This window comes from Salipiger bermudensis (genome assembly GCF_017309175.1).
Classification (GTDB): domain Bacteria; phylum Pseudomonadota; class Alphaproteobacteria; order Rhodobacterales; family Rhodobacteraceae; genus Salipiger; species Salipiger bermudensis.
On sequence record NZ_JAEKJV010000003.1, the window covers coordinates 223,859 to 250,475 of the forward strand.

Annotated in this window: 25 protein-coding genes; 7 read left to right on the forward strand and 18 right to left on the reverse strand. The window is 68.3% G+C overall.

Annotated elements, in window-relative coordinates:
* From JF542_RS05855 to dctP, 6 genes are all read right to left on the reverse strand, one after another.
* Positions 1-702, reverse strand: a complete 702-nt coding sequence (locus JF542_RS05855) for a gluconate 2-dehydrogenase subunit 3 family protein (protein ID WP_207075099.1) — start codon at positions 700-702, stop codon at positions 1-3.
* Between the two features lie 846 nt (positions 703-1,548).
* The gene (locus JF542_RS05860; protein WP_207075100.1) at positions 1,549-3,048 is read right to left on the reverse strand and encodes a malonate--CoA ligase; all 1,500 of its coding nucleotides are present in this window, start codon (positions 3,046-3,048) and stop codon (positions 1,549-1,551) included.
* A gap of 11 nt (positions 3,049-3,059) precedes the next feature.
* Positions 3,060-4,307, reverse strand: a complete 1,248-nt coding sequence (locus JF542_RS05865) for a malonyl-CoA decarboxylase (RefSeq protein WP_207075101.1) — start codon at positions 4,305-4,307, stop codon at positions 3,060-3,062.
* The gene (locus JF542_RS05870; RefSeq protein WP_207075102.1) at positions 4,304-5,620 is read right to left on the reverse strand and encodes a TRAP transporter large permease; all 1,317 of its coding nucleotides are present in this window, start codon (positions 5,618-5,620) and stop codon (positions 4,304-4,306) included. Before JF542_RS05870 ends, JF542_RS05865 begins: the two co-directional genes overlap by 4 nt.
* Positions 5,620-6,222: a TRAP transporter small permease gene (locus tag JF542_RS05875; RefSeq protein WP_207075103.1), complete on the reverse strand. Its 603-nt coding sequence runs from the start codon at positions 6,220-6,222 to the stop codon at positions 5,620-5,622. Before JF542_RS05875 ends, JF542_RS05870 begins: the two co-directional genes overlap by 1 nt.
* A gap of 124 nt (positions 6,223-6,346) precedes the next feature.
* The gene (gene dctP / locus JF542_RS05880; RefSeq protein WP_207075104.1) at positions 6,347-7,333 is read right to left on the reverse strand and encodes a TRAP transporter substrate-binding protein DctP; all 987 of its coding nucleotides are present in this window, start codon (positions 7,331-7,333) and stop codon (positions 6,347-6,349) included.
* Positions 7,334-7,470: 137 nt separating this feature from the next.
* Between dctP and JF542_RS05885 the strand changes: the two genes are divergently transcribed.
* Positions 7,471-8,127 (forward strand): GntR family transcriptional regulator, encoded by a 657-nt coding sequence (locus JF542_RS05885; protein ID WP_207075105.1) that lies wholly within the window; start codon positions 7,471-7,473, stop codon positions 8,125-8,127.
* Positions 8,128-8,200: 73 nt separating this feature from the next.
* Here the strand turns inward: JF542_RS05885 and JF542_RS05890 are convergent, their stop codons facing one another.
* Positions 8,201-9,454, reverse strand: a complete 1,254-nt coding sequence (locus JF542_RS05890; RefSeq protein ID WP_207075106.1) for a saccharopine dehydrogenase family protein — start codon at positions 9,452-9,454, stop codon at positions 8,201-8,203.
* 51 nt (positions 9,455-9,505) lie between these two features.
* A complete protein-coding gene (locus JF542_RS05895; protein ID WP_207075107.1) occupies positions 9,506-10,597 on the reverse strand; it encodes a carboxynorspermidine decarboxylase in 1,092 nt (363 codons plus the stop codon).
* Positions 10,598-10,845: 248 nt separating this feature from the next.
* On the opposite strand from JF542_RS05895, the gene JF542_RS05900 reads away from it, so the two are divergent.
* Positions 10,846-11,211 (forward strand): YbaN family protein, encoded by a 366-nt coding sequence (locus JF542_RS05900; RefSeq protein WP_007802761.1) that lies wholly within the window; start codon positions 10,846-10,848, stop codon positions 11,209-11,211.
* Between the two features lies 1 nt (position 11,212).
* On the opposite strand, the gene JF542_RS05905 is transcribed toward JF542_RS05900, so the two are convergent.
* The 7 genes from JF542_RS05905 to JF542_RS05935 are packed head-to-tail and all read right to left on the reverse strand — an operon-like array spanning position 11,213 to position 18,942.
* Complete coding sequence (locus JF542_RS05905) at positions 11,213-12,250, reverse strand: glycosyltransferase family 4 protein (protein WP_207075108.1); 1,038 nt, start codon at positions 12,248-12,250, stop codon at positions 11,213-11,215.
* A complete protein-coding gene (locus JF542_RS05910; protein ID WP_207075109.1) occupies positions 12,247-13,830 on the reverse strand; it encodes an ABC transporter permease in 1,584 nt (527 codons plus the stop codon). Before JF542_RS05910 ends, JF542_RS05905 begins: the two co-directional genes overlap by 4 nt.
* Positions 13,827-14,624, reverse strand: a complete 798-nt coding sequence (locus JF542_RS05915; protein WP_207075110.1) for an ABC transporter ATP-binding protein — start codon at positions 14,622-14,624, stop codon at positions 13,827-13,829. Before JF542_RS05915 ends, JF542_RS05910 begins: the two co-directional genes overlap by 4 nt.
* 11 nt (positions 14,625-14,635) lie before the next feature.
* Positions 14,636-15,625, reverse strand: coding sequence for an ABC transporter substrate-binding protein (locus JF542_RS05920; RefSeq protein WP_207075111.1), 990 nt, complete (start codon positions 15,623-15,625; stop codon positions 14,636-14,638).
* Between the two features lie 34 nt (positions 15,626-15,659).
* The gene (locus tag JF542_RS05925; protein WP_207075112.1) at positions 15,660-16,589 is read right to left on the reverse strand and encodes a lysylphosphatidylglycerol synthase domain-containing protein; all 930 of its coding nucleotides are present in this window, start codon (positions 16,587-16,589) and stop codon (positions 15,660-15,662) included.
* Positions 16,586-18,205, reverse strand: coding sequence for a sulfatase-like hydrolase/transferase (locus JF542_RS05930; RefSeq protein WP_340689142.1), 1,620 nt, complete (start codon positions 18,203-18,205; stop codon positions 16,586-16,588). The genes JF542_RS05925 and JF542_RS05930 overlap by 4 nt, the downstream gene beginning before the upstream one ends.
* Positions 18,202-18,942, reverse strand: coding sequence for a CDP-alcohol phosphatidyltransferase family protein (locus JF542_RS05935; RefSeq protein WP_242533630.1), 741 nt, complete (start codon positions 18,940-18,942; stop codon positions 18,202-18,204). The genes JF542_RS05930 and JF542_RS05935 overlap by 4 nt, the downstream gene beginning before the upstream one ends.
* Positions 18,943-19,047: 105 nt before the next feature.
* On the opposite strand from JF542_RS05935, the gene JF542_RS05940 reads away from it, so the two are divergent.
* Positions 19,048-19,599: a cytochrome b gene (locus tag JF542_RS05940; protein ID WP_207075113.1), complete on the forward strand. Its 552-nt coding sequence runs from the start codon at positions 19,048-19,050 to the stop codon at positions 19,597-19,599.
* Between the two features lie 12 nt (positions 19,600-19,611).
* Here the strand turns inward: JF542_RS05940 and JF542_RS05945 are convergent, their stop codons facing one another.
* Complete coding sequence (locus JF542_RS05945) at positions 19,612-20,127, reverse strand: DUF2478 domain-containing protein (RefSeq protein WP_007802746.1); 516 nt, start codon at positions 20,125-20,127, stop codon at positions 19,612-19,614.
* A gap of 79 nt (positions 20,128-20,206) precedes the next feature.
* On the opposite strand from JF542_RS05945, the gene JF542_RS05950 reads away from it, so the two are divergent.
* From JF542_RS05950 to JF542_RS05965, 4 genes are read left to right on the forward strand one after another with little or no spacing between them, the layout of a single operon-like run.
* On the forward strand, positions 20,207-21,070 hold the full coding sequence (locus tag JF542_RS05950; RefSeq protein ID WP_207075114.1) for a formate dehydrogenase accessory sulfurtransferase FdhD: 864 nt from the start codon (positions 20,207-20,209) through the stop codon (positions 21,068-21,070).
* Positions 21,067-21,717, forward strand: a complete 651-nt coding sequence (mobA, locus tag JF542_RS05955) for a molybdenum cofactor guanylyltransferase MobA (RefSeq protein WP_207075115.1) — start codon at positions 21,067-21,069, stop codon at positions 21,715-21,717. The genes JF542_RS05950 and mobA overlap by 4 nt, the downstream gene beginning before the upstream one ends.
* Positions 21,714-22,205 carry a molybdopterin-guanine dinucleotide biosynthesis protein B gene (gene mobB / locus JF542_RS05960; RefSeq protein ID WP_207075116.1) on the forward strand — a complete coding sequence of 164 codons (492 nt, stop codon included), beginning with the start codon at positions 21,714-21,716 and terminating at the stop codon, positions 22,203-22,205. The genes mobA and mobB overlap by 4 nt, the downstream gene beginning before the upstream one ends.
* Positions 22,202-24,364, forward strand: coding sequence for a molybdopterin-binding protein (locus JF542_RS05965; protein ID WP_340689143.1), 2,163 nt, complete (start codon positions 22,202-22,204; stop codon positions 24,362-24,364). Before mobB ends, JF542_RS05965 begins: the two co-directional genes overlap by 4 nt.
* Positions 24,365-24,372: 8 nt before the next feature.
* Here the strand turns inward: JF542_RS05965 and JF542_RS05970 are convergent, their stop codons facing one another.
* A complete protein-coding gene (locus JF542_RS05970) occupies positions 24,373-24,636 on the reverse strand; it encodes a sulfurtransferase TusA family protein (protein WP_242533604.1) in 264 nt (87 codons plus the stop codon).
* Between the two features lie 9 nt (positions 24,637-24,645).
* Positions 24,646-26,589: a sensor histidine kinase gene (locus JF542_RS05975; protein ID WP_207075117.1), complete on the reverse strand. Its 1,944-nt coding sequence runs from the start codon at positions 26,587-26,589 to the stop codon at positions 24,646-24,648.
* Positions 26,590-26,617: the final 28 nt, after the last annotated feature.

A 26,617-nucleotide genomic window follows, 5' to 3' on the forward strand; every position in this document is an offset into this window, starting at 1 on the left:
TTATGCCCTTTCGCCGCTGATCGAGACCGGACCGAGCGGGTATTTTTCATTGTGCCGTTCCGGCCACGCGCGATAGGCCGCGCGGGCGCCCGGGAAGCCGATATAGACCCAGGACTGCATCTCGTGGTTGCCGCCATATTGCGGGTCCGCGAAGTAGCCTTCCTTGGTGTTGGCCAGCAGGATGGTGAAGAAGTCGCGGATCTCGGAATCGAGCGCGACATCCCCGTTCTGCAGCGAGGTCAGCGCCGCGTCCTGACGCTCGGCATCGAGCTCGGCGAAGGTCGCGCCGTGGGTCTCTTCGCACCAAGCGTCGAAAACCGGGATCGCCTGCCGATAGATCTCGGCGGGGGTCAGAGGCGTCTGCCAGCCGCGGGCCGGCTCGGCATCGGGATCGTGGGGGCCTTCCATGTACCAGTCGTCAGCGGTGCCGTAGTCGCCGGCCAGCTGGAGGTCGATGAAGACCGGCACGCGGGTCTCGATGGCGCCGGGGCCATCGCCGTCGGAGGGGATCAGCCGCGCGGTCGCGGCCATCACGAAGGCCCACTCGGCCGCGGTCAGATAGGCGCGGTCGTAATCTTCGAGGGGAACGGGGGGCGTGGTCTCCTGCGCTTTCGCTTGGGCGGCCAGACCGGAGAGTGCGACACCTGCCGCCGACGCTTTGAGGAAGTTGCGTCGGCTCGGGTATCCGGGGAGATCGGTCATGTAGAATGTCCTGCCGGTATGGGTGGAACGTAAGTGCGCTAACAATGCACTGGGCTCGACCTAGGCCGCGGCAGGATGCCGCGCAAGCGCTGCGGCGGGCTTGCAGGACCGAGACGGTGGCAGCGCGGCCATCCGGCGGAGTGCTGCGGTATACCGTGCAATCGCGCAGAAACTTACAGAATGCCCTTATTATAAGGACCCGATCAGTCATATCTGACCGCCCGTTCGATCATATACTTCGACCGAGCAGTCGATTATCGCACACTGAGTGTGCATCAACGCAGAGAGCCCGATCTCGGGTCGCGGCCGGGAAAGCGTTCATGCACCACGGTCCCAAGGTCGCCCGGTAGTCGGACGGGAATCGTCGGAGCCTTGCGTCCCGCGAGGGTCCGGCAGATCGCAAAGGGCCGATCTCAGCCCACCCCTAAGAGGATTGCCCAATCCTTGAGCACTGCATCGTGGAAGCCTCCGGCCAGCTCGGACCGGGACCGCAGAAACCTGACCCATGGCAAGTTTCGAAACGGGGCGGAAACACCAGAACCGCCTAAAATGAATGCAAAAAATTCCGTGAAACTGCGTAGTCCTGCCAGCGATTGGGCGGCGCCGGTTTGCGCCATGCACACACCGCAAAGCGGGTCTGCACCCTCGTGCATTGAAAGACTCGGAGCGATCCTCCAAATGTTCTTCAACGAACATTGCTAGATGTTCAGCAAGTTTCCTGAGGCTCTCTCCTCCTCCCTGAGCCTGGGAATCAGCGGCGACCCTCTCTCCTCCTCCCTGAGGGTCGCCGCGCCTCCCCCTCCTCCCCTGTCCCCACACGGAAAAAGCGGAAGACGCGACGTCTCGTCAGCTGTAGCTCTCGCGCAGCTGGTTCTTCTGCACCTTGCCCATGGTGTTGCGCGGCAGCGCATCGATCATCTCGTAACGCTGCGGGTGCTTGAAGCGCGCCAGCGCGCCCTTCACCGTCGCGGCGATGGCGTCGAGATCGGGCGTCGCGCCGGGCTCGGCCACCACCAGCGCCAGCGGAGTCTCTCCGAAATCCGCGTGCGGGATGCCGATCACGGCCGACTCGAGCACGCCGGGCTGGTCGTCGATGACCATCTCGATTTCCTTAGGGTAGATGTTGTAGCCGCCCGAGATGATCAGGTCCTTGTTGCGCCCGACGATCTGCACGTAGCCATCGGCATCCAGCGTGCCGAGATCGCCGGTGATGAAGAACCCGTCCGCGCGCAGCTCCTCGGCGGTCTTCTCCGGCATCTTCCAGTACCCCTTGAAGACGTTCGGGCCGCGCACCTCGATCTGGCCGACCTCGCCCTGAGGCACCTCCTTGCCGGTCTCGGGATCGGTGATCTTGAGCTCGACCCCGGGCAACGGGAAGCCCACGGTGCCGGCGCGGCGCTCGCCGTCATAGGGATTCGAGGTGTTCATGTTGGTTTCGGTCATGCCGTAGCGCTCGAGGATGCGGTGCCCGGTGCGGGCCTCGAACTTCTCGTGCGTGTCCGACAGCAGAGGCGCAGAGCCCGACACGAAGAGCCGCATGTGCTGCGCCAGATCGCGGGTGAAGCGCGGATCGTCGAGCAGGCGGGTGTAGAAGGTCGGCACGCCCATCATCGAGGTGGCCTTCGGCATCCACTCGATCAGCTGGTCGATGTCGAGCTTCGGCAGGAAGACCATCGCACCGCCCGAAAGCAGCATGATGTTCGACGCCACGAAAAGCCCGTGGGTGTGGAAGATCGGCAGCGCGTGCAGCAGCACGTCATCCTTGGTGAAGCGCCAATGTTCGGCCAGCGTCTCGGCGTTCGACAGCAGATTGTTCTGCGTCAGCATGGCGCCTTTGGATCGCCCCGTGGTGCCCGAGGTGTAGAGGAAGGCCGCGAGATCCTCACCGTCGCGGTCGACGGTCTCGAAGCTGTCGGACTTGCCGGCGGCGGCGTCGCTGAGGCTGCCCGAGCCATCCGCGTCGAGCGTCAGAAGCTGCGCGCCGAGTCCCTCGGCGACCGGGCGCAGCCCGGCCTCGCGCTTGGGCCCGCAGACCACCAGCGCCGCGCCGCTGTTCTCGATAAAATAGGTCAGCTCGTCGACGGTGTAGCCGGTGTTGAGCGGCAAAAAGACCACCCCGGCCTGCACGCAGGCGGCATAAAGCGCCAGCGCCTCGGGCGACTTGTCGACCTGCGCCGCCAGCCGGTCGCCCGGCGCGACGCCAAGATCGGCGATGACATGCGCGAAGCGCGCCGCCATGGCAAGGAAATCCGAATGGCTCAGTACGCGGCCATCAGCGAGCATCAGGAAGGGGGTGTCTTGTCCGGCATGGGCCCCGAAGAGGCGGTCATACAGCGGGTTCGGCATGGATTCGGCTCCTATCCGAAGGATTTTTCTGCGGTTGCGGCCTGCGACCGGATCTCGGGCGAGGCCGCAATCTGGTAGGAGGCTGCAAAGTGTTCGTGGTTCTGCGACACGCGGGCGAGATCGTAAAGGTAGTTCACCATCACGCCGCCCGACTGGGCCATGCCCTTGTCGGAGGTATCGGCCCTCGCGTGGACCTTGTGGACCAGCGCGCCGTTGCCGAGATGGAAGCGCGCCACCGGGTCCTGCGGCGCACCGTTCGGGCGCCGCGCGTTGGTCAGGTAATAGGCGGCCAGCTGCGTCATCCGCGCGTCGTCCGTCACGTCATGGGCGTGGCCTTCCGCCTCGAGCCAGCGGGCGAAGCCCGGGATCGGCGAGAGGGTGACAAAGGTGCTCAGCTGCGGCAGCTCAAGCGCGAGATCGGCCGCCACCTGCTTGATCAGCGAATTGCCGAACGAGATGCTGGCAAGTCCCGACTGGCAGTTCGAGATCGAGTAGAATACGGCGGTGTCGGCCTCCTGCGGGGCGATCTTGTCGCGCTCTTCGGCCAGCAGTGTCTGGATCGAACCGGGCACGCCCTTGGTCAGCGCCACCTCGACGAAGATCAGCGGCTCGTCGGGCATTGCCGGGTGGAAGAAGGCAAAGCAGCGCCGGTCCTCGGGCTCGAGCCTGCGGCGCAGGTCGTCCCAGCTGTCGATGGCGTGCACCGCCTCGTAGGCGATGATCTTCTCGAGGATCTGCGCCGGGCTGTCCCAGTTCATCGGGCGCAGCACGAGGAAGCCCCGGTTGAACCAGCTCGCAAACAGGTGCCGGAAGTCGAGATCGAGCGCCTGCAGCGTGTCGTCCCCCTTGCTCAGACGCAGCAGGTCGGCGCGCATATGCACCAGCGCCTGCGTCGCGCCCGGCACCTGGTTGAGACGGCGGATCAACTCCTGCCGGGGCGGCTCGGACGCCTCCATGAAGGCGCGGTAGCTCGATTTGCTCTGGCCCTGCTCGTAGGCGTCAAGCGCGCTGCGCACCGCCTCAGCGTCGATGGTCATGTCCTGCGCGAGATGGTGGAAGAAGGCGAGCTTCGCGTCGTCCTCCATGCCCTCGTAGCGCTCGAGGATGCTGCGCGCCACGGTCTGTCCCGAGATCTCGCCCGAGGCGCCGATCAGGTCGGCGGTCAGCGCCTCGAGCGGACGATTGTCGGGCTTCGAGCTGCCGCCGATACGGTAGCGGCGCTCGAACACGGTGGAGAGAAGATCCGCGAGAATGGTCATATGGCAACCCCCATCACGAGATCGGGCAGCCAGGTGGCAAGGCCCGGGAACAGACACAGCAGCACGATCGCCACCACCATGCAGGCCACGAAGGGCAGCGAGCCCAGGAGGATGGTGCGCAGCGAGATATCGGGCGCGATGCCGTTGATCACATAGAGGTTGAGACCGACCGGCGGAGAGATCAGGCCGATCTCCATGTTGATGGTCAGCACCACAGCGAACCAGATCGGATCGAACCCGGCGGTGGTGATGATCGGCAGCAGGATCGGGGCCGCCATCAGGATCACCGCCACGGGCGGCAGGAAGAAGCCGGCGATGATCAGGAAGACGTTGATCGTGCCCATCAGCACCCAGCGGTTCACGTCGAGCGTGCCGATCCACTCGGCGATGGCCTGCGTGATGAAGAGCGAGGACAGCATGTAGGAGAACACGCCAGCGGCGGCGATGATGAAGAGGATCATCACCGACTCCTTTGTGCTGTCGCGCAGGATCACCCAGATCGCGCGCGGATCCCACAGCTTGTAGATCACCACCGCGATCAGCAGGCAGAGCAGCGCGCCGACGGCGGCCGTCTCGGACGGCGTCGCGATGCCGCCATACATGGCGTAGAGCACGCCGATGATGATCGCCACGAAAGGCAGCACGCGGGGCAGGATCTCCATTCGCTCGCGCCAGCTGTAGCTGCCCGCCGACAGCACCGAGGCCTGCCCCGAGCGCCAGGTCGACCACAGCGACCAGACCATGAACAGCCCGACCAGCATCAGCCCCGGCACCACGCCGGCAAGGAACAGGCGGCCGATCGAGGTCTCGGTGGCGATGCCGTAGACGATCATCGTGACGGAGGGCGGAATGAGGATGCCGAGCGTGCCGCCAGCGGCGATCGAGCCCGCGGCAACACCATCGGGATAGCCGCGCTTGCGCATCTCGGGGATGCCCATCTTGCCGATCGCGGCGCAGGTCGCGGGGCTCGAGCCCGACATCGCGGCGAAGAGAGCGCAGGCGCCGAGGTTCGACACCACCAGCCCGCCGGGGATGCGGGTGAGCCAGCGCTCGAGCGCCTCGTAGAGATCGGCGCCGGCGCGGGTCGAGGCGATGGCCGCGCCCATGATAATGAACATCGGGATCGAAAGCAGCGCGAAATTGTCGAGCTTGCCGAAGAAGATCTCGGGGATCAGCGACAGCGAGGACATGCCGTCGAAGACGATCAGGAAGCCGGCCGAGACCACCAGAAGACCGGCGGCAACCGAGATCCCCGAGAACAGCACGGCGATGGTCAGGACGGCGACGAGCGCGCCAAGGGTGAGCGGATCCATCAATCGGCCCTTTCGCTGGCCGCGTCGGCGGCGTGTGTTTCGGTAAGGGTGGCGTCTTCGCTCAGCCCGAAGGGCTTCTCGATGCCGGTCATCATGGCGAAGAAATCGGCGGCCACCTGCAGTGTGTAGAGCCCGAAGCCCACCGGCAGCGCCAGGTAGGGCACCCAGAGCTTGGGGTTCCACGGCGAGTTCGAGGTCTCGCCCCAGTCCCAGGCCTCGTGCCAGAACTCGTAGCCGTACCAGAGCATTCCGCCCGAGACGGCGAGGGTGGCGAGCATCACCACGACGGCGAGCACGCGACGCAGGCCGGGCGGCAGCATCAACGGCAGCAGGTCGACGTTCACGTGGCCGCGCAGATATTGCACGTAAGGCAGGCCCAGCATGGTGGCGGCGATGACGATGTAGGTCACGCCCTCGGTCTGCCAGATGGTGGAGCCGTTGAGCACGAAGCGGACGAAGATCATCTGGCAGGTGATCACCACCGCCGCGACGATCATCAGGGCGGCCACGATGCCGCAGATGCGGCTGAGCAGCCCGATCAGGCGCAGCACGGGATTGCCGCCGTGCCGGGCCGAGGGAATGGCGTGTAGGGAACCGGACATGTCGAGGCTTTCTTGTCAGGCGTCAGGGAAAGAGCGATCAGGGCGCTGCCCGGGGCAAGGGCGCGCGGCGCTGTCTCTCTTGGTCAGGGAATGGGCGGGCCGCCATGGCCCGCCCGGGGTCAGCTCACTCGACGCTGAGCGCGAGATCAAGAAGCCGCTGGCCGTCCGGCGAGCCTTCGAGGAAGGCCTTGTAGGCGGTCTCCTTGGCGATGGTCTGCCAGGCGTTGAACTCCTCCTCGGTCATCTCGGCGATCTCGACGCCGTTCTCGGCAAAGACCTCGCGGGCGTTGGTGTCCTGCGCCTTGGCCTCTTCGAGGTAATAGGCTTCGGCCTTGGCCGAGGCGTCGAGCAGCGCCTGCTGCTGTTCCTCGGTGAGCCCCTCGAAGGTCGACTTGTTCATCAGCATCGGCTGATACATGAACCACAGCGCATACTCGCCCGCCGGAGTGAAGCAGGCCACCTGCTCGTAGATCCGGTACGACACGAAGGACGAGGACGAGGTGTTGGCCGCGTCCAGAACGCCGGTCTGCATGGCGTTGTAGATCTCGGCCGAGGACATCGACGCGATCGAGGCACCGGCACCGGCCAGCATCTGCTCAAAGGCCTTGCCCGCGGCGCGGGTCTGCTTGCCCTGCACGTCATCGGGCGCGGTGATGCATTCCTCGGTCCCGGCAAAGCCGCCGGCGAGGTAGCCATGCACCAGCGTCATCACGTCATCCTCGTTCAGGATCGCCTCGATCTCGTCCATGAACTCGGAGTCGTTGAGCCGCGCGGCGTGGTCGTGGTTCTTCACGAGGCCCGGCATCAGGGTGAGGTTGTAGGGATTGCGCAGGCCACCCGCGTAGGCCAGCGGGAAGACGATCATGTCGACCTGCCCGCGCGCCAGCGGCTTGTACTGCTCGCGCGCCTTGAACAGCGACTGCGTCGGGAAAATCTTGATGTCGAGATCGACATCGGCGGCGGCGACCTCGTCGGCCACCATCTGTGCCACCTTGTGGCGCAGGTCGCTCTCGGAAAACTGGTGCGACAGGCGCAGCTCGGCGGCGTGCATGGCGGACGCGCCAAGCAGAACGGTCGCGGCGGCGGCCGCGAGGGTCTTGGTAAACTTCATGGTTTCTCCTCCCAGAGTTGACCGGATTGTGCCTCCGGTCGATGCCCAACCTTGCAATGATTGTTTTTCTAGTCAAGGTTTTCGTATACAAGAATTACGTTCTTGTCGCTCAGGGCTGGGTTCACTAGGATATTTCCATGGAAAGAAAGCGTTCGGACATCATCGCTGACGAGTTGGAGAGCCTGATCCTCGACGGCTCCTTCTCGGATGGCGAACGGCTCGACGAATCCCAGCTGGCCGAGCGCTTCAAGGTCTCGCGCACGCCCCTGCGCGAAGCCTTCCAGCGGCTGGCGCTGTCGGGGCTGGCCGAGCAGATCCCGCGCCGGGGCGTCTTCGTGCGCCAGCCCGGACCGGTGGAACTGATCGAGATGTTCGAGGTGATGGCGGCGCTCGAGGCGCTCTGCGGCGAGCTTGCGGCCGCGCGCATCACGGATGAAGCTTTGGAGGAGCTGCGCGCCGCCAACCTGCGCTGTCAGCAGGCGGTCGAAGCGCGTGACACCGATGCGTACTACCGCGAGAACGAGTGTTTTCACGGCATCCTCTACCGCCAGTCCGGCAACGGCTTCCTCGAACAGGAAAGCCGCCGCCTGCATCGCCGCCTTCAGCCGTTCCGCCGGCTGCAGCTAAGGGTGCGCGGGCGGCTGGCGCAGTCGATGGCCGAGCACGAGGCCATCGTCGATGCGCTCGAGGCGGGTGACGCCAAGGGCGCGGCGGCGGCCCTCAAGAGCCATGTCGCGGTGCAGGGCGAGAAGTTCCACCACCTGATCGCCAGCCTGCGGCAGGCGGCGGAGTAAGACGCGGCCGCGCGCCACGCAAAAAAGGCCGCCCCTCGGGACGGCCTTTGCTGTCTCACAAGCCGGGGCGCACTCAGCCGTTGAGCTCGGTCCAGGCCATGTCTTCGCCGCCAAGGCCGCCCTTCTGAACGCGGGTCGGCAGACCGATGCGGTCGAGGATGGTGAAGAACGGCTTCGGATCCATCTCCTCCACGTTCTTCATGGTCTTGGCGTCCCACTCGCCGGTGGCGATCAGCATCGCCGCGGCGACCGGCGGCACGCCGGCGGTGTAGGAAATGCCCTGCGAGCCCACTTCCTCGTAGGCTTCCTTGTGGTCGGCGACGTTGTAGACGAAGTACTCGACCGCTTCGCCATCCTTCACACCGGTCACCAGATCACCGATGCAGGTCTTGCCAGTGTACTCGGGCGCCAGCGAGGCCGGATCGGGCAGGCACGCCTTGACCACCTTCAGCGGCACCACTTCGCCACCATCGGCAAGCGTCACCGGCTGCTCGGAGAGCAGGCCGATGTTCTTCAGCACGGTGAAGACGTTGATATAGTGATCGCCGAAGCCCATCCAGAAGCGCACGTCGGCATCCGGGTAGTTGGTCGCAAGGCTGTGCACCTCGTCATGGCCCGATTGGTAGGCCTTGGAGGGCCCAACCACCGGCAGATCCCACTCGCGCCCGGAGGCGAACATGGTGGTCTCTTTCCACTGCTTGTCTTCCCAGTAATAGACCACGCCGGTGAATTCGCGGAAGTTGATCTCCGGGTCGAAGTTGGTGGCAAAGTACTTGCCGTGCGAGCCCGCGTTGATGTCGACGATGTCGATGCTCTTGACCTCGTCCATCTGGTCGATGGCGAAGCGGGCGTAAGCGTTGACCACGCCGGGATCGAAGCCCGCGCCGAGGATCGCGGTGACGCCCTTCTCGGCGCACGCATCGCGGCGCTTCCACTCGTAGTTGGCGTACCACGGCGGGGTCTCGCAGATCTTGTCGGGCTCTTCGTGGATCGCGGTGTCGATATAGGCCACGCCGGTCTCGATGCAGGCGTCGAGCACGTGCATGTTGACGAAGGCGGTGCCCACGTTGATGACGATCTCGGCCCCGGTCTTGCGGATCAGCTCCGCCACCTCGGCGGATTGGGTCGCGTCGACCGCGTGCGCCTCGAAGGCACCGTCGACCTTCATCGCGCCCTTGGCCTGCACGCTCTCGATGATCGCGTCGCATTTGGCCTTAGTCCGGCTGGCGATATGCAGGTCACCCAGCACGTCGTTGTTCTGGGCGCATTTATGCGCCACCACCTGGGCGACGCCGCCGGCGCCGATGATGAGAACGGTCTTCTTCAAGACTTTACCCTCCTTGCACGTTAAGTGGGTGCGCCGCGAGGCGCGGTCATGTCACGACAGGGCCGCCGCGAAATCCTCGTATCCGAAGCTGCGCACGAGCCGCTCGGTGCCGTCAAGCTCACGGATGGCGATCGACGGCATCTGCACGCCGTTGAACCAGTTCTTCTTGACCATTGTGTAACCGGCGGCGTCCTGAAGGCTCAGCCGGTCGCCGGCCTGCAGCGCCTTGGGAAAGCGGAACTCGCCGAAGATATCGCCGGCGAGGCAGGACTTGCCGCAGATCATCCACTCCTGATCGCCGCTTTCCTGCATCTTGGCGCTCTCGCGGTAGATCAGCAGGTCGAGCATATGCGCCTCGATCGAGCTGTCGACGATGGCGAGGTTCTTGCCGTTGAAGAGCGTGTCGAGCACCGTCACCTCGAGCGTGGTCGACTTGGTGATCGCCGCCTCGCCCGGTTCGAGATAGACCTGCACCTCGTTCTCGCCGGCAAAGCGCTTGAGCCGCTCGGCCAGCTTGTCGAGCGGGTAATCCTCGCCGGTGAAGTGGATGCCGCCACCGAGCGAGATCCATTTCATCCGCTTGATCAGCGGGCCGAAGCGGGCCTCGATCTGGCCCAGCATCTCGTCGAAGCGCTCGAAGCTCGCGTTTTCGCAGTTGTTGTGGAACATGAAGCCCGAGATCAGCTCGGCCACCGGCTCGATATCCTCGGGCGCGTGTTCGCCCAGCCGCGAGAAGGGCCGCGCCGGATCGGCGAGATCGAAGCCCGAGGTCGAAACGCCGGGGTTCACCCGCAGGCCACGCGTATGATCCCGGCTCTTCTCCTCGAAGCGTTGCAGCTGCTGCGCGGTGTTGAAGATCACCTTGTCCGAGGAGGCCAGAACCTCGTCGATCTCGTCCGGCGCCCATGCCACGGAATAGGCGTGGGTCTCGCCGGGGAACTTCTCGCGCCCGAGCTTGACCTCGAAGAGCGAGGACGAGGTGGTGCCATCCATGTATTCCGACATCATGTCGAAGACCGACCACGTGGCGAAGCATTTCAGCGCCAGAAGCGCCTTGGCGCCCGACTGCTCGCGCAGATGGGCGATCTTCTCCATGTTCGGCAGGAGGCGGGATTTGTCGATGAGATAGTAAGGCGTCTGCATGCGCGTCAGGACCTTGGTTACGAGGGAGGCGTGATGCATCGGGCGGGGCTGTGTGGGGCCACATAGTCCGACTGACCCCACGTCGCAAGCTTGCAGGGGGCCTCGGGCCGCTTTTTCCGCCTCCCTTCTCGCGCCGGGCGGCGGGAACCGATCAACCGGCGGCGGGTTTTGCCCGACTGCGCACCGGTCGCATGGCTTTCCCGCGCCGCCCGACCTAGATTGTGCGTATCGCAAGGGCCGGAGACCACATGCGCTTTGTCTGGATCACGCTTGGAACGCTGGCGCTGGGGCTCGGGCTGCTGGGCGTGGTGCTGCCCGTGCTGCCGACCACCCCCTTCGTGCTGCTGGCGGCGTTTTCCTATGCGCGCGGCTCGGACCGGATGCACCGGATGCTGGTGGAAAGCCGGATGTTCGGCCCGATGATCGCCGACTGGCAGGCCGAGGGCGCGATCTCGCGCCGCGCCAAGATCACCGCCGCCAGCATGATGCTACTGGTCTTCGCCGTGAGCCTGTGGATGCGCCTGCCTTGGCAAGCGCTGCTGTTCCAAGGCCTCGCCATGGGCGGCGCCGCCACCTACGTACTGACACGGCCGCTGCCGGTGCGCGACCGCTAAGCTAAATCCCGTCGAGCACGCGCCCCATAATCGCCGCCGTGTCGGACCAGCGCGGCAGCGCGCGGCCCTCCGCACGGGCCCTGCGCGCCAACTCCGCACGCGCCGCGTCATCGCTCAGCAGGTGCCGCAGGTGGTCCGCGAAGGTCTCGGGGTCATCCGGCGGGGCAAGCAGCGCCCCCTGCCCCACGGTGTCGGGCACCGCACCGCCCGCGCAAGTGACGATGGGCAGCCCGTGGCAGAGCGCCTCGGCCAGCGCCATGCCATAGCCCTCGTAGCGGGTCGCCAGCGCGAAGAGGCGCGCCTCGCGATAGGCCTGTGCGAGTGCCGCGTCCGGCAACTCCCCCGCCAGCGCGACCCGACCGCCAAGCCCGGTCTCCGCGATCAACGCCCGCAGCTCCGCCTCGACCACAGGATCGAAACTCTTTCCGACGATCTGCGCGCTCCAGTCGAGATCGGCGATCCGCGCCAGCGCCCGGATCAGCACGTCATGCCCCTTGCGCCGCGCCAGAAGCCCGACCGAGAGGATCCTCGGCCCGGCCTCGACGCCTGTCAGATCGCGCGGCCCGTCATAGCCCGGCAGCGCCACGGTGATCTTCGCCGGATCGGCGCCGAGCCCGATATAGGTCTTTCGGGTGTGCGGGCTGGTCACCACGACCGCCTCGGCATGGCGGATGTTGGCGATCTCCTGCGCCAGCAGCTGGCGCGACAGGTCGGGCGCGAGCCCCTGCTCCATCCCCATCGGGTGGTGCAGCATCGCCACCACCGGGCAGCGCAGCCGGGCGAGCTGCGCGGTCTCCATCGCCGCGAAGAGGAGGCCGTCGAGGATCAACTGCTGATCCGGAGGCGAGGCCTCCAGCACCTCAGCCACCTCGGCCCGCAGCGCCGCGTCTTGCTCTGCCGCCGCAGCCTCGGCCGGAACGCGCACATGCGTCACCGGGCGCCCCGAGGCCTGCAGCTCCTCCAGCAGCCGCCGCTGGTAGATGAACCCGCCGGTCTTCTGGCGATGATCGCCGGGGATCGCGAAGGCGCAGGGTCTCATCGCGCCAGCTGCTCGGCATTGGTGCGCGCCAGCACCCAGCGCTCGAGTGCCGCCACCAGCCCGTGAACACAGACTGCCACCAGCCCGATCAGCGCAATGGCGCTCCACAGCATGCCGTAATCCGAGGTCGAGGCCACCGTCGCCATCAACGCGCCAACGCCGCGCCCGGTGGCCAGCCACTCGGCGGTCGTCACCGCGAGGATCGCCGCCGGGATCGCCATGCGCGCCGAGGCGAAGAACGCCGGCAGCATCGCCGGCAACTGCGCCCCCAGCATCCGCCGCCAGCGCCCCGCCGCGTAGACCTCGAAAAGGTCGAGCACCGCGCGCGGCGTGCGCGCCAGCCCGTGCAGGCAGGCCACCAGCGTCGGGAAGAAGATCATCACCGCCACCACTGCAATGGTTCCGGCAGCTCCCCGCCCCAGCGCCCAGACGATCAGCGGCGCGGTGGCGACGATGGGAATGGAGCGCAGCGCAATCGCCACCGGCATGGTGAGCGACGCGACGCGCGGCGCCAGCGTCAGTGCGACCGCCAGCCCCGCCCCAAGCGCCAGCCCGGCGAGGTAACCCGGTGCGGTGAAGGCCAGCGTCTCGGCCATCGCGCCCAGCAACTTTGCCCGATGCGCCTCCGCCCCCGGATCGCTCACCATGTAGGCCCAGACATCCTCCGGCCGCTTGGCAAAAAAGCGCGGTAACGCGAAGAGCTCCATCGCGCCCTTCCAGAGCACCAGCGTCACGACCAGCGCCAGCAGCGCCTCGCCCGGGCCGCGCCAGCGGCTCTGCCGCGTCTCCAATGGCGCGGCCAAGAGCACCTGCGGCGGCGCGAGATCGAGCCTGCGCCCGGCCCAGCCCACGGCGGCGAAGGCCAGCACCGACACCGCCGAGGCGATGACCGCGATCGACCACGTGGCCGGCAGGTCGAGCGCCCGCAGCGCCCGCACGGTCAGCACACCCAAACCGCGCTCTGCCCCGGTGAACTCGCCCACCATGGCACCGAGGAAAGCTGCCGGCGCGGCGATCTGGAGGCCCGCCACGAGATAGGGCAGCGCCGCCGGCAGCCGCACCTCCCGCAGCGCCACCAGGCGCCCGCGCCCATAGCTGCGCACGAGGTCGAACCAGCCCTGCGGCGCGGCGCGAAGCCCCACCAGAACCGGAAGAAAGGTAGTATAATAGACCGCCAGCGCCGCCAGCGTCACCTGCGGCCCTTCGCCGGGGCCATAGAGCACCCGCAGGATCGGCCCGGTCGCCACCAGCGGCAGGCAGAACACCAGCAGCGCCAGCGTCGAGACCAGCCGCTCGGCCCGTGGCACCAGCACCACAAGCAGCGCCATGAGCACCCCTGCGAGGTTGCCCCAGGCAAAGCCCCGGACCGCCGCCCAGAGCGTCACCGCGAAGGCGCGCCAGAGCAGCCCCGCATGGTCGATCATGTGGGCGACAATGGCGCTGGGGGCGGCAACGAAGAAACTCTGCACGGTGAGCCGCGCCACCACCTCCCACGCGACGACGGCCATCAGCGCCACGATCAGCCCACTGCCCGGCAGGCGGGCGGCGACGCCGCCCCGTTGTGCCACCGCGCCAGTCATTGCGCCGCGAGCCGGCCCGGCGCCTGCCCGTCGCGCAGCGCCGCCGAGACTTGCCCGCAGGTCTCGCGGAAGGCTTCCGAGGCCAGCACCACACCATCGCGCGGGCGCGGCAGGTCGACGGCGATGTCGGCGGCGATGCGCGCCGGGCGTGGGCTCAGCACGAGGATGCGGTCGGCCAGCCGCACCGCCTCGGCGACCGAATGCGTCACCAGCACCGAGGTCGCGCCGTGCGCCTCCCAGAGCGCCGGCAGCTCGGCGTTGAGCCGGTCGCGCGTCAACTCGTCGAGCGCACCGAACGGCTCGTCGAGCAGCAAGAGCTCCGGCGCGCTGGCCATCGCCCGGGCAATCGCCGCACGCTGACGCATGCCGCCCGAGAGCTCCGCCGGACGCCGCCCCTCGAAGCCCGAAAGCCCCACCAGATCGATCAGTTCCGACACCGCGCCAGCATCGCGCGGGCGGCGCGCCAGAGAGCGGCCAAGCGCCACGTTGCCGGCCACCGTCCGCCATGGCAGGAGCGCCGCGTCCTGAAACGCGACCGACAGCGCGGCACGCTTTCGCAGATCGTCGGGGGTTTCCTCGCCGATGCGGATCTCGCCCGTGGACGGGCGTTCGAGCCCCGCGATCAGGCGCAGGAGCGTGGACTTGCCACAGCCCGACGGCCCGACGAGCGCCGTCATGCTGCCGCCCGCGAGCCGAAGGTCGAGCGGCGCCACCGCCGGGATCTCGCCCGCCGGTCCACCGAAGCTCTTCGAGACACCGGTCAGGCGGATGTCGGGCCGTTGCGCGTCAGGCATCCATGCGCCTCTCAGCCATGCACCTCTTCCAGGATCGAGCGGTCCCAGAGATCCGCGCTCACCGGCTTGTCGAGCAGCGCCAGCGTCTCGACATTGGCGGCCACGGTCTCGTCGGTGAACCAGCCGAAGCCCTCGGCCTCGGTCAGATCCGAGAACATCAGCGGCACCTGGCGCTCGGCCTGCAGCTCCTGCGTCGCGAGATCGAGCCCCGCATCGGGGAACATCTCGACGGTCAGCGCAGCGGCGGCGGCGGGGTCGGCCTGGTAGTCCTGCCAGCCCATGACCTCGCCCTTCATCAGCGCCACCAGTTGGTCGCGACGGTTGGCGAGGCTGTCCTCGGTGGCAATATAGGTCTGCGAATGCACCGCGTAGCCTTGATCGGCGAGCAGCATGGTGACATTCTCGACGCCCTGGATCTCCATCGCGACCGGCAGATCGGTGGCCCAGCAGAGCAGGCAGTCGACCTGCCCCTGCACCAGCGGAGCCGGGTCGTATTGCGTCGGGACCACCTCGATCTCCGAGATGTCGACGTCGTTGATCGAGCACAGCGCCTCGAGCACCGGCATGTTGGCAAGCGCCATACCGATCTTCTTGCCGACCAGATCGGCGGGGCTGTTCACCGGGTTTTCAGCCAGCGAGGCGATGGCGAAGGGGTTTTTCTGCATCGCCACGCCGATGATCTTGAACGGCGCGCCCTGATTGACCGCGGCGGCGGTATAGTCCGCCGCCGAGATGCCGACGAGCGCGGTGCCCGCGACCACCGGCGGCTCGACCGGCGCGTTCGGGCCGCCTGGTTGAAGCGCGACCTCGAGCCCGGCGTCGCTCCAGTAGCCCTTGTCCTGCGCGATGTAGCTGCCGCCGAACTGCACCGAGTGCAGCCAAGAGAGCTGGAAGTTGACCGCGTCCTGCGCGCGGGCGCGGTGCGGCAAGATCAGGCCGGCGGTGGCGGTGGTCAGGGCGCCACCCAGAAACAGGCGGCGGCTGGGGGTTCGGAACGTCATGGCAAAGGTCCTCCCGGTTTTTCAGAAGATTAGGTTATTCGGTCGGTGAAGCAATCTCTGCGGTCTCCTGCGGGGCCTGCTGGGCGGTTCGCTGCAGGAAGAATGCCCCGGGCAGGGCAGAGAGCAGCATGGCGATCCCGAAGGCGATGCTGGCGGCGATCCCCGCCTCGGCCCCGAGCCCCGCCATGGTGAAAAGGCTCGCCGCCGCACCCTCGCGCCAGCCCCAGCCCGCCACCGAGGCGGGCAGCAGCATGGCGGTGAGGATCAGCGGCACGATCAGCAGCGCCGTGGTGGGTGCGAGGGCGCTGCCGGTGGCGCGGGCGGCAAGGGCGAAGGCCGCCACGGTGAGCAGCGCGACCAGCACCGACAGGGCGGTCTGCACCGGCCAGCGCCGCAGCAGCGCCTCGCGCACGGCCCGGCGCCAGCCACCCTCGCGCCCCCCGGCGCGGCCAAGCGCCAGCGGCACCGCGCCGATCAGCAGCGCCACGAGGAAAGCGAGGGGCAGCCACGCGATGGCCGGCAGTGCGCTCGCGGCGGGCAGAACATTCTGCGGCGCCACGACGAGCAGCATCAATCCCAGCACCGCCACCAGCGCCATGCCCGCCTGCCCCGAGGCGCGCTCGAGCACCACCGCCTGAGCGGCGCGGCGCATGGGCCCGCCCTTGCGGCTGCGCATGGCCCGCGCGGCATCTCCGAGCACGCCGCCGGGCAGGGTCTGGTTGACGAATTGCGCAAGGTAATATTCCCGCACCGCCTCTCCCGCGCTCAGTGGCAGGTTGAGGGCCGTCGCCGTGAGCTTCCAGCGCAGCGCCGAGAGTAGCGTCACCGCGTTCAGCAGCGCGATCGCGCCGATGAACCACCCGGCCGACAGCCCCGAGAGCCGGGCCAGCACCGCGCGCCCGTCGGCAAGCCACAGGCAGAGCGCGATCAGCGCCAGCGGCACGAAGACGCGCAGCAGCCTCACGATCCCTCCTCCGTCTCTCGGCTCGCGGCCTCGAGAAAGCGGTCACGAAAGGCGCTCATCGGCCAGCTTGCCAGCGCCGGATCGGGCGTCAGGCCGGCGCTCCAGCCCCAACCCTCGAACAGCGAGACTGCTTCGGGGGGCCCGATCAGGTGCACCGGCACATCCATGCCGCCCTTCTGCGACACGAAGCCCGCCGCCTGATGGTCGCCCAGCACGATCAGCAGCGGCGGCCTCTCGCGCGGCAGCGCCGCCCAGCTCAGCACCGTCTCTACAGAGTAGTCGAGCGCCCGCCCGTAATGATCGCGGATGGTGTCGCGATTGGCCCAGACCTCGCCCGGGGTCGGGCCCGCGACCGCCTGCGCGTCGAAGATGCTGCCGTCGCCAATCGCCTCCCACGGCACCATCTTTGCCACCGGCGTCCACGGCGCGTGGCTCGAGATCAGCGCGATCTCGGTCATCCGCGGCGCACCCTGTGGCGCCAGTCGCTCATAGGCCGCAAGCGTGTACTGGTCGGGCATGGTCACCCAGTTGAAGGGCAGCCCTTCGTAGCCGAGATCCGCAGCCGCCAAGACCGTCTCGAACCCAAGCTGCGGCCCCTCGGGCCAGGGCATCACGATCGCCGGCGCGACGGCAACGCTTTGGTATCCCGCGTCTTGTGCCAGTGTGAACAGCGTCTTGCGCGGGCTTGTCAGCAGCGCGCGGTAGCGGGTCTGGTCGCTCACGTCGAGGCCGGAGGCCAGTGCCCCGTGCGCCAGCCAGCTCTGTCCGCCCATCACCGGCGAGGTCAGCCAGCCCGAACGCGCCTCGAGCCCCGCCTGTCTCAGCGCCGCCTCACCCTCCGCAAGCGTTTTTGCATGGCGGGGGGCATAAAGCGGGTTGTCAAAGGCGGCGCGACCGTAGCTTTCGATGAAGGCGATCACCACGTCGCGCCCGCCAAGCTGCGCCAGCAGCCCGCCCCGCCCGGCCCACGGATCGGTCTCGGCGGCGACACGGAACTCGGCCAGCGCGGCGCGCGAGCGGCTGAAATCGCGCAGGTGCTCGGCGGCGAGGCGCGAGGTGAAGGCGGCGCCCGGCGGGTTCCAGCCCTGCCAGCCGTTCAGCGCGGTGCGGATCTCCACCGCCGAAAGCCCGGCAAAGACCAGCGCTATGGCCCCCGCCATGAGCCGCGCCGAGGTTGGCAGGCGGCTGCCGGTTCGGGCCCAGAGCCGCAGCGCGCGGTAGAGCAGCCACGCCACCGCGGCGAGCACGAGCATCAGCAGCAGCCCCAGAACCACCGTGCCGACAAGACCGATGCTGCCGGACAGCAGATTCAGTCCTGCAGGCAGCAGGTGCATGTCTGCCAGTGGATCGAAGCCTCGCGCGAAGGCGGTGTAGACGCCGAAATCGGCAAGCTTCACCAACACCATGAGCAACAGCGCCAGCGCCGCGAGCAGCGCCAGCCAAGTCGCCCGCCGCCCCAGCGCGAGAAGCCCCAGCAAAAGCACCGGCAACTCGAGCGGCACAAGCCGCAGGGCACGCCAGCTGAGCGCGTTCGGATGGTTGGGCTGGATCAGCACGAGATCGATCAGCAAGGCCGAGGCGATAAGCGCAAGGGCCAGCCGCACCCCGCCTTTCACCGGTGCCTCGTCAGCCAGAGCACGTCGGCCGCAAAGGACCATGTCAGCAGCGCCAGCGCGATGAGTGCGAGGACCACGCTCACCGGCGGCATCACCACCGGCGCGAGCAGCACCACCAGAGCGCCGATCTGGATCACGCAGACCAGTTTGCGCCGGAAGCGCTGCGGCAAGGGCGCCGCGAGCCAAGGCAGCGGGTACGAGGCGAGCACGAAGAGATAGCGCATCCCGCCGAGCAGCAGAACCCACGGCCCCGCCGCGCCGCTCTGCCAGACCACGGCGGAGAGCAGCAGCGCGAAGACCGCGTCGACCTCCATGTCGAACCGCGCGCCCCACGGCCCCGCAAGCCCGGCGCGCCGCGCCAGCGGCCCGTCAAGCCCGTCGAGCGCCAGCGTCCCGAGCGCGAGGGCAAAGATCGCCCAGCCGGTCCTGCCCTCGGTGAGCTCGGGGCGCAGCAGCGGCACCAGCATCAGCGCCGCGAGCGCCAGCCGGCCAAGGGTAAGCGCATTGGCATAACCGAGACGCGGCGCACGCCAGTGGCGCTGCAGGCACAGCGCGACAACGCCCGCGCCAAGCCCGAAGCCCAGCACGGGCGTCAGCATCCGCACACCCGCAAGAAGCTCGGCGCCGAAGAGCAGCGCGGCGGCGAACCCGCCCGCCAGCATGAGAAGCGCCGCAAACGGCCCCGGTCCGCCGGGGCCGGCGTCGCGTGGACGGGAATGTGCGTGGGTTATGTGCATCTTCAATGAAGTGTCCCAGCCGGCTTCTCTGTCAAGCTGAGTGCTGTTTACCGCGCGTCAGGGTTCATATTATCGTGAGAAAAACCGCTCACGGAGGAGAGAGCATTGGCATCCCTGTCCGAGGCCGCGCCCGCGCGGTATCCGCGCCTGTCCCGGCTGCTGCACTGGCTGACGGTGATCCTGGTGCTCAGCACAATCCCCGCAGGGCTGATCATGGTGCAGGAGGGGCTCTCGCGCCCACTGCAGAACAGCCTGTTTCTCTATCACAAGAATATCGGCCCGGTGATCCTGATCCTGGTGGTGCTGCGCATCGTGGTGCGCCTCCTCAAACCGGCGCCGCCGTTGCCCGCGAGCCTCTCGCGCCCGCAGGTGGTCGCCGCCGAGGCGGTGCACGGGCTGCTCTACCTGACCCTCATCGTGATGGCGGTGTCCGGCATCATCCGGGTCCAGGCCGGTGGTTTTCCGATGGAATTCTGGGACCCGTTCATCGGCGGCATGGTGGCAAAGAGCGAGTCGCTCGCGGACACCGCAAAAGCGGTTCATCACTATGCCCGCTACGTGATCATCGCGCTGATCTTCGCCCATGTGGGCGCCGCGGCGATGCACGGGCTGATCAAGCGCGACGGGGTGTTCAGCCGCATGTGGCCCCCGGTCTGAGGGCTGGCGCGCTCAGGCGGCGGCCGCTTCGCCGATGCGGGCGCGGCACCAGTCGGTGACCGCCTCGACATCGGTCGGCAGCGGCTCGGCCAGCTCCTCGGCGAAGGCGAGAAAGCCCTCGAGATTGCTCTGGTTCACCGCCACGAGCACCGGCACCCCGGCGCCGAGCGCCTCGGCGATCACCGGGCGGAAGCCCCGCCCGTCGAGCTCCTGCTTGCCGAACTTGTTCACCAGCAGCAGCGCCGCGCCCTTGTCGAGCCCGGCGCTCACCAGTCCCACCACCCGCTCGAGCCCCTGCGGATCGAGCCGGCAGCCACGCGACAGCGCCCCCAGATCCTGGCTGATGCGCACCACGTCGGTGCCGCTCAGCACCTCGAGATCCATGTGACACTTGGTGCTCGGCCCGGTCTCGATATTGTGCTGCACAGCTCCCGCAAGCGGCAGCCCCTCGGCGCGCAGGCGCTGCGCCACCTCGCGCATCACGCTGTCGACCTCGCCGCGGCCGAGGCCCGTCACGTATCCAAGCATGCCCATCCCCTTGCAACTGGTCGGAGCACGTTACAAGATGCCCGGCGCACAGGCCAGAGGAGGCAAGAAAATCCAACCCATGCCAGACTTGCCGCTGCTTCCCGATCCCACCGATCCGCGCCTCACCCGGCGCATCTCGGGCACCGACCAGACCGGTGCACCGACCGAGATCGCGGTGGTCGAGGAGCGCCCGCTGACGATCTATCTCAACCGTCAGGAAATCGTCACCGCGATGACCATCGGCGATCACCCTGAGTATCTGGCGCTGGGGTTCCTGCGCAATCAGGGCATGTTGCGGCCCGATGACGTGGTGACCGGCGTCGATTACGATGACGAGATCGAGACCGTGGTCGTCCGCACCGAGCGCGAGACCTCCTATGAGGAGAAGGTGCAAAAGAAGACCCGCACCTCGGGCTGTGCCGTGGGCACCGTGTTCGGCGACATGATGGAGGGGCTCGACGGGCTGACCCTGCCCAACGCGCAGGTGCGCAGCTCGTGGCTCTATGCGCTGTCGAAAGAGATCAACACCACGCCCTCGCTCTATCTCGAGGCCGGCGCGATCCACGGCACGGTGCTGTGTCAGGGCGACAGGCCTCTGGTCTACATGGAAGATGTCGGGCGCCACAACGCCGTCGACAAGATCTCGGGCTTCATGTTCCGCCATGATGTCGCGGCGCAGGACAAGATCCTCTACACCACTGGCCGGCTGACCTCGGAGATGGTGATCAAGACCGCGCTGATGGGCATCCCGGTGCTGGCCTCGCGCTCGGGCTTCACCGCGTGGGGGGTCGAGATCGCCCGTCAGGTCGGGCTCACCCTGATCGGGCGGATGCGCGGCCAGCGCTTCGTCTGCCTCTCCGGCGAGGCGCGGCTCTTGCGCGATGTCGACCCCGCAAGCGTGCCCGACGAGGACCGCAAGTCGCGCCGGAAGGCCGCGGAATGAGCCGGGCGCTGCAACAGCCCCTCGGCGTGATCCTCGCCGGCGGTCTCGCCACGCGCATGGGCGGCGGTGACAAGGGCCTCCTTGAGATCGGCGGCGCGCCACTTTTGCGGCGCGTGATCGACCGGCTGGAGCCGCAGGTCGCCGGGGTCGCGCTCAACGCCAACGGCGATCCGGCACGCTTCGAGAGCTTCGGACTGCCGGTGCTGCCCGACAGCGTCAGCGGCTTTCCGGGGCCGCTGGCGGGCGTGCTGGCGGGTCTCGACTGGGCCGCCGAACAGGGCGCAGACAGCGTCGTGACGGTGGCCGCCGACACGCCGTTCTTTCCCTGCGATCTGGTGCCGCAACTGCTGCTCGCCGCCGAGGACGCGCCGCATCCGCTGGCGCTCGCCTGCACGCCGCGCTCCGGCGATGAGGCGCTGAAATCCGGCGGCGGCAAGCGCATCAACCGCCACCCCACCTTCGGCCTCTGGCCGGTGGCACTGGCCGATGACCTGCGCGCGGCGCTTGAGGACGGCCTGCGCAAGGTGGTGCTCTGGACCGACCGGCACGGCGCCGGCGAGGCGCTGTTCCCCGCCGAGCCGTTCGATCCGTTCTTCAACGTCAACACGCCCGAGGATCTGGCCCGCGCCCGCGAGCTCGCGTCATGAGACTTTACGGCGTGACCGGCAGCAAGAACTGCGGCAAGACCGGGCTGATGGAGCGGCTCGTGGCCGAGATCTGCGCGCGTGGATTGACCGTCTCGACCGTCAAGCACGCCCATCACAGCACCGATGTCGACCAGCCGGGGCGCGACAGCTTCCGCCACCGCGAGGCCGGCGCCAGCGAGGTGCTGCTCGCCTCGCCCAACCGCTGGGCCCTGATGCACGAACTGCGTGACGCGCCCGAGCCGCCGCTGTCGGATCTGCTGGGGAAGCTCTCGCCGGTCGACCTGATCCTGATCGAGGGCTACAAGCGCGAGCCGCATCCGAAGATCGAGGCGCACCGCGCCGAGACCGGCAAGCCGCTGCTCTCGCCCGACAACGCCAGCATCCGCGCCGTCGCCGCCGACAGCGCCGTCGAGACCGCCTTGCCCCGCTTCGATCTCGACGACACGCGCGCCATCGCCGATTTCATCCTGCGAGAGGTGGGATTGTGAGTTTCGACACCATCGTCGTGGTCGACTGGTCCGGCGCCTCGTCGCCCTCGCCCGTGAGACCCTCGAAGGACGCGATCTGGATTGGCGTTGCCCGTCGGGGCGCGGCGGAGATCGAGACCAGCTACCACCGCACCCGCCACGACGCGACCGAGACGCTCGCCACGCTGTTCGAAGCCGAGCGCGCCGCCGGGCGCCGGGTGCTGGCCGGGTTCGACTTCCCCTTCGGCTACCCGCGCGGCTTTGCCGAGGCGGTGAGCGGCGAGGCCGACCCGCTGACGCTCTGGCGCGCCCTGAGCGACCGCATCGAGGACGCGCCCGACAACGCCAACAACCGCTTCGCCGTCGCCGCCGGGCTCAACGATGTCTTTCCCGGCATCGGCCCGTTCTGGGGCTGCCCCGACAGCCTTGGCGATCCGCGGCTGCCCAGCAAGGGGACCCTGCGCCACGGCCACGGCATGACCGAGCGCCGCGCCTGCGACCGGACAAAGGGCGCGCAGCCGGTCTGGAAGCTCTTTACCACCGGCTCCGTCGGGTCGCAGGCGCTGCTCGGCATCGCCCGGCTGCAAGCCCTGCGCGACCGCTTCGGTCCAGATCTCGCCGTGCGTCCGTTCGAGCGCCACGATGCGCCCATCACCCTTGTCGAGCTCTTCCCGTCGCTGATCGCCCCGACGGTGGAGGCGCTGGCGGAAGAAAACGAGATCAAGGACCGCGCGCAGGTCCGCATCCTTGCCGCCGCCCTGGCGCAGCTCGAGCCGCGCCAGCTTGACGCCATGACCCGCGAGGGCGACGCCGAGGAGGGCTGGATTCTCGGTCTCGGCCACGAAACCCTCCTCGAAGCCGCCGCCCGCGCCGCCTTTGCCACGCCCGATCCGTTGGAAGACATGCCCAAGACCGACCTGATGCCGCCCCGCCTTCGCGACGATTGCTTTGCCATGCCGCAGGGGGTGAGCTGGGTGCCGGTGGACGATGCGCTGGCCAAGCTGCACGATGCGCTGCACCCGGTGACCGGGCTCGAGATCCTGCCGACGGCCCGCGCCGCGGGCCGGGTGCTGGCGGCGGATGTCGCGGCGAAACGCTCCAACCCGCCGATGCCCAACTCGGCGGTGGACGGCTACGGCTTTGCCCACGGGGCCACGGGCGCGGGTGTGCAGCGCCTGCCGCTGGTCGCGGGCCGCGCCGCCGCCGGCCAGCCCTACCCGCACGCGGTGCCGCCGGGCCATGCGATCCGCATCCTCACCGGCGCGATCCTGCCCGAGGGCGTCGACACCGTGGTGCTCGAGGAAGACACCAACACCGACGCCATCACCGTGGTCTTCGATGGCCCCGCCAAGCCCCGCGCGAACACCCGCAAGGATGGCGAGGACGTCGCCGCTGGCGCGCCCGCCCTGCCCAAGGGCCGCCGCCTGCGCGCCCCCGATCTGGCGCTGGCCTCGGCGCTCGGCATCGGCGAGCTGCCGGTGCACCGCCCGCTGCGCGTCGGCGTTGTCTCGACCGGCGACGAGATCGTCGCCGCGCCAGACCGCCCCGCCGCGCCGCACCAGATCTGGGACGCCAACCGCCCGATGCTGCTGGCGCTGGCCTCGGGCTGGCACTGCGAGGCGGTGGATCTGGGCCACGTGCCCGACGATCCCGAGCAGATCGCCGCACGGCTCGACGAGGGCGCGCGCAAGGCCGACGTGATCCTGACCTCCGGCGGCGCCTCGGCGGGCGACGAGGACCACGTCTCGGCCCTGTTGCGGCAGCGCGGCACGCTCTCGAGCTGGCGCATCGCACTGAAACCGGGCCGTCCGCTGGCGCTGGCCATGTGGGAGGGCACGCCGGTCTTCGGGCTGCCGGGCAACCCGGTGGCGGCACTGGTCTGCGCGCTGATCTTCGCCCGCCCCGCGCTGTCGCTGATGGCGGGCGCGGGCTGGACCGTGCCGCAGGGCTTCACCGTTCCGGCGGCGTTCTCCAAGCGCAAGAAGCCGGGCCGCCGGGAATACCTGCGTGCACGGCTCACCGAAGACGGCCATGCAGAGGTGTTCGCCTCGGAAGGCTCGGGACGGATCAGCGGTCTGTCGTGGGCGGACGGTCTGGTGGAACTGCCCGACAAGGCGGTCGAGGTCACCCCCGGCACCCCGGTGCGCTACATTCCCTTCGCCTCGTTCGGGCTGATCTGAGGCGGAGCTCAGGCCTTGCGGATCAGGTAGACCTGCGCATCCTGAACCTCGGAGGCGCCGAGGAACGCGTGCCCGGCCTCGGTGCAGAAATGCGGCACGTCGATCACCGCCGCCGGGTCAGTCGCGACGATGCGCAACACCTGCCCGCTCTGCATCCCCTGCAGGCGCTTGCGCGCCTTCAGCACCGGTAGCGGGCAGAGCAGCCCGCGCGCGTCGAGTTCGTGATCCCAATCCATGGCCTTGAAATAGGCTCCCCCAGCGGCGCTGTCCATCCCGCGCGCCTAGGCGATCGGCAGCCAGACGGTGAACACCGCCCCGCCCTCCGGGGCGTTGCCCGCCGTGATGATCCCGCCCGCGCCCTGCACGATGCTCTGCGAGATCGACAGGCCGAGTCCGGTGCCCTCGCCGCGCCGGGTGGTGAAGAACGGATCGAAGAGCGACCCGAGCGCCTCCTCGGCGATCCCCGGCCCGCTGTCGCGCACCGTCAGTGCAACGCCCGCGACGCCCTCGCGCGTCTCTTCCGCGAGGCTCAGCCAGAGATGCCCGCGCCCGCTCATCGCCTGCGCCGCGTTGAGGATCAGGTTGATCGACACCTGCTGCATCTCGCCCGCATCGATGGCCACCGGCGGCAGCTCCGGCAGGTCGGTCTGCACCTCGATGGCGCCCTTGCTCAGCGCGTGGTCGACCAGCATCAGCGAGTCCTCGACCACCGGCGCCAGCGCCACCGTCTCGGCGCAGTCGGAATACTCGGACGGTTGCGCGAATTTCAGCAGTTTGCCAACGATGGCCTCCATCCTCATCACCTGCCGGTCGATCAGCGTGAGCTCGGTCTCGACCCGACCCGCCTCGGCGCCCAGTTCCATGCGGATCACGTCGACATTGCCCTGAATGACCGCCATCGGGTTGTTGATCTCATGCGCCACCCCGGCGGTGATCTCGCCGATGGCGGCGAGCTTCTCGCTCATCACCAGCTGTCGGAAGGTCTGTTCGAGCTTCGCATTCGCCTCGCGCAACTCGGCAGTGCGGGTGTCGACGCGGTCTTCGAGCTCCTCGGCCCAGGCGCGGAGTTTTAGGTCGCGATCCTGCACCTGGTCGAGCAGATCGTCGAGATGGCCGGCCACCTGCCCGATCTCGTCGCGCGCGCCGACCGGGCCGATGCGCGCCGCGAGGTTGCCGCGCCCGACGCGGCGCATGGTCAAGGTCATGCGCTCGAGCGGCGCAAAAATGCCCTTGGCCATCCACAGGAAGACCGGCGCCGAGAGCAGCATGACTGCCGCGAAGGCCGCCATCATCCAGAGATAGGCATCCCGCTTGGCCTGCGCGAAGGGCGCCTCGAGCATCCCGACATAAAGCATCCCCACCCGCTGCCCGAAGCTGTCGGTCAGTGGCAGGTAGCCCGAAATGTACCAGTCGTTCACCACGAAGGCACGGTCGAGCCAGGTCTGGCCCTCGTCGAGCACCGCCTGCCGCACCGAGGCCGAAACCCGCGTGCCGAGCGCCCGCACGTCCTCGAAGAGCCGCACATTGGTCGAAATGCGCACGTCGTCGAGAAACAGCGTCGCGGTACCCTGCCGCGTGCCGCCGGTGACCGGGTTGAGATAGACCAGCGCGTTGATCGCGTCGATGAAACCGAGATTGCCGTTGAGCAGGATGCCCCCCACCAGCACGCCCTCGTGGTCCGGAAGCCGCACCGGGCTGGCCGCGTGCACCACCATGCCGCGATCCTCGACTTGCCGGTCGGTGGGCACCGCGGCGGTGGTCTCGATCAGATCGATGCGCGCGCGGGTCTCGAGGTCCCCCGGCAGCGCCGCCAGCACTTCGGGCGGGAAGATGTCGATGGCGGTCTCGGCACGGCCGCGGCGGGCGGCATCGATCACCGGCCAGCGCGAGCCGACGCCGTCGCTGGCGCCAGAGGGCAGGTAATAGAGGAAATCGAGCCCCAGCTCTCGGCGCTTGGCGTCGAGAAACTGCGGCTCCGGCACGTCGCCCTCGAGCGCCGCGTCGAAGGCCAGCGACTCGGCCACGCCGGTCAGCTCCTCTCCGGTGCGGGTCATCAGCTGCGACAGGTACTGCTCGGCGATGCGCAGATCGCTCTGCACGTTGGCCGCCAGCACCTTGTCGTAATCGCCGGTCCAGCGGGTCATGCCGAGCAGAAGCAGCAGCGGCATGAGCAGCACCAGCGGCGCCAGCGCGAGGATCAGCAGGCGCAGGCGGACGGTGGTCATCGGGCAGCGATCCTCGGGCGGGTCCTGA

Excerpts from the sequence above, each read along its gene's own strand:
- JF542_RS05855 (WP_207075099.1), bottom strand. The coding sequence starts at position 702 with ATGACCGATCTCCCCGGATACCCGAGCCGACGCAACTTCCTCAAAGCG.
- JF542_RS05860 (WP_207075100.1), bottom strand. The coding sequence starts at position 3,048 with ATGCCGAACCCGCTGTATGACCGCCTCTTCGGGGCCCATGCCGGACAA.
- JF542_RS05865 (WP_207075101.1), bottom strand. The coding sequence starts at position 4,307 with ATGACCATTCTCGCGGATCTTCTCTCCACCGTGTTCGAGCGCCGCTAC.
- JF542_RS05870 (WP_207075102.1), bottom strand. The coding sequence starts at position 5,620 with ATGGATCCGCTCACCCTTGGCGCGCTCGTCGCCGTCCTGACCATCGCC.
- JF542_RS05875 (WP_207075103.1), bottom strand. The coding sequence starts at position 6,222 with ATGTCCGGTTCCCTACACGCCATTCCCTCGGCCCGGCACGGCGGCAAT.
- dctP (WP_207075104.1), bottom strand. The coding sequence starts at position 7,333 with ATGAAGTTTACCAAGACCCTCGCGGCCGCCGCCGCGACCGTTCTGCTT.
- JF542_RS05885 (WP_207075105.1), top strand. The coding sequence starts at position 7,471 with ATGGAAAGAAAGCGTTCGGACATCATCGCTGACGAGTTGGAGAGCCTG.
- JF542_RS05895 (WP_207075107.1), bottom strand. The coding sequence starts at position 10,597 with ATGCAGACGCCTTACTATCTCATCGACAAATCCCGCCTCCTGCCGAAC.
- JF542_RS05900 (WP_007802761.1), top strand. The coding sequence starts at position 10,846 with ATGCGCTTTGTCTGGATCACGCTTGGAACGCTGGCGCTGGGGCTCGGG.
- JF542_RS05905 (WP_207075108.1), bottom strand. The coding sequence starts at position 12,250 with ATGAGACCCTGCGCCTTCGCGATCCCCGGCGATCATCGCCAGAAGACC.
- JF542_RS05910 (WP_207075109.1), bottom strand. The coding sequence starts at position 13,830 with ATGACTGGCGCGGTGGCACAACGGGGCGGCGTCGCCGCCCGCCTGCCG.
- JF542_RS05915 (WP_207075110.1), bottom strand. The coding sequence starts at position 14,624 with ATGCCTGACGCGCAACGGCCCGACATCCGCCTGACCGGTGTCTCGAAG.
- JF542_RS05920 (WP_207075111.1), bottom strand. The coding sequence starts at position 15,625 with ATGACGTTCCGAACCCCCAGCCGCCGCCTGTTTCTGGGTGGCGCCCTG.
- JF542_RS05935 (WP_242533630.1), bottom strand. The coding sequence starts at position 18,942 with ATGCACATAACCCACGCACATTCCCGTCCACGCGACGCCGGCCCCGGC.
- JF542_RS05945 (WP_007802746.1), bottom strand. The coding sequence starts at position 20,127 with ATGCTTGGATACGTGACGGGCCTCGGCCGCGGCGAGGTCGACAGCGTG.
- JF542_RS05950 (WP_207075114.1), top strand. The coding sequence starts at position 20,207 with ATGCCAGACTTGCCGCTGCTTCCCGATCCCACCGATCCGCGCCTCACC.
- mobA (WP_207075115.1), top strand. The coding sequence starts at position 21,067 with ATGAGCCGGGCGCTGCAACAGCCCCTCGGCGTGATCCTCGCCGGCGGT.
- mobB (WP_207075116.1), top strand. The coding sequence starts at position 21,714 with ATGAGACTTTACGGCGTGACCGGCAGCAAGAACTGCGGCAAGACCGGG.
- JF542_RS05970 (WP_242533604.1), bottom strand. The coding sequence starts at position 24,636 with ATGGACAGCGCCGCTGGGGGAGCCTATTTCAAGGCCATGGATTGGGAT.
- JF542_RS05975 (WP_207075117.1), bottom strand. The coding sequence starts at position 26,589 with ATGACCACCGTCCGCCTGCGCCTGCTGATCCTCGCGCTGGCGCCGCTG.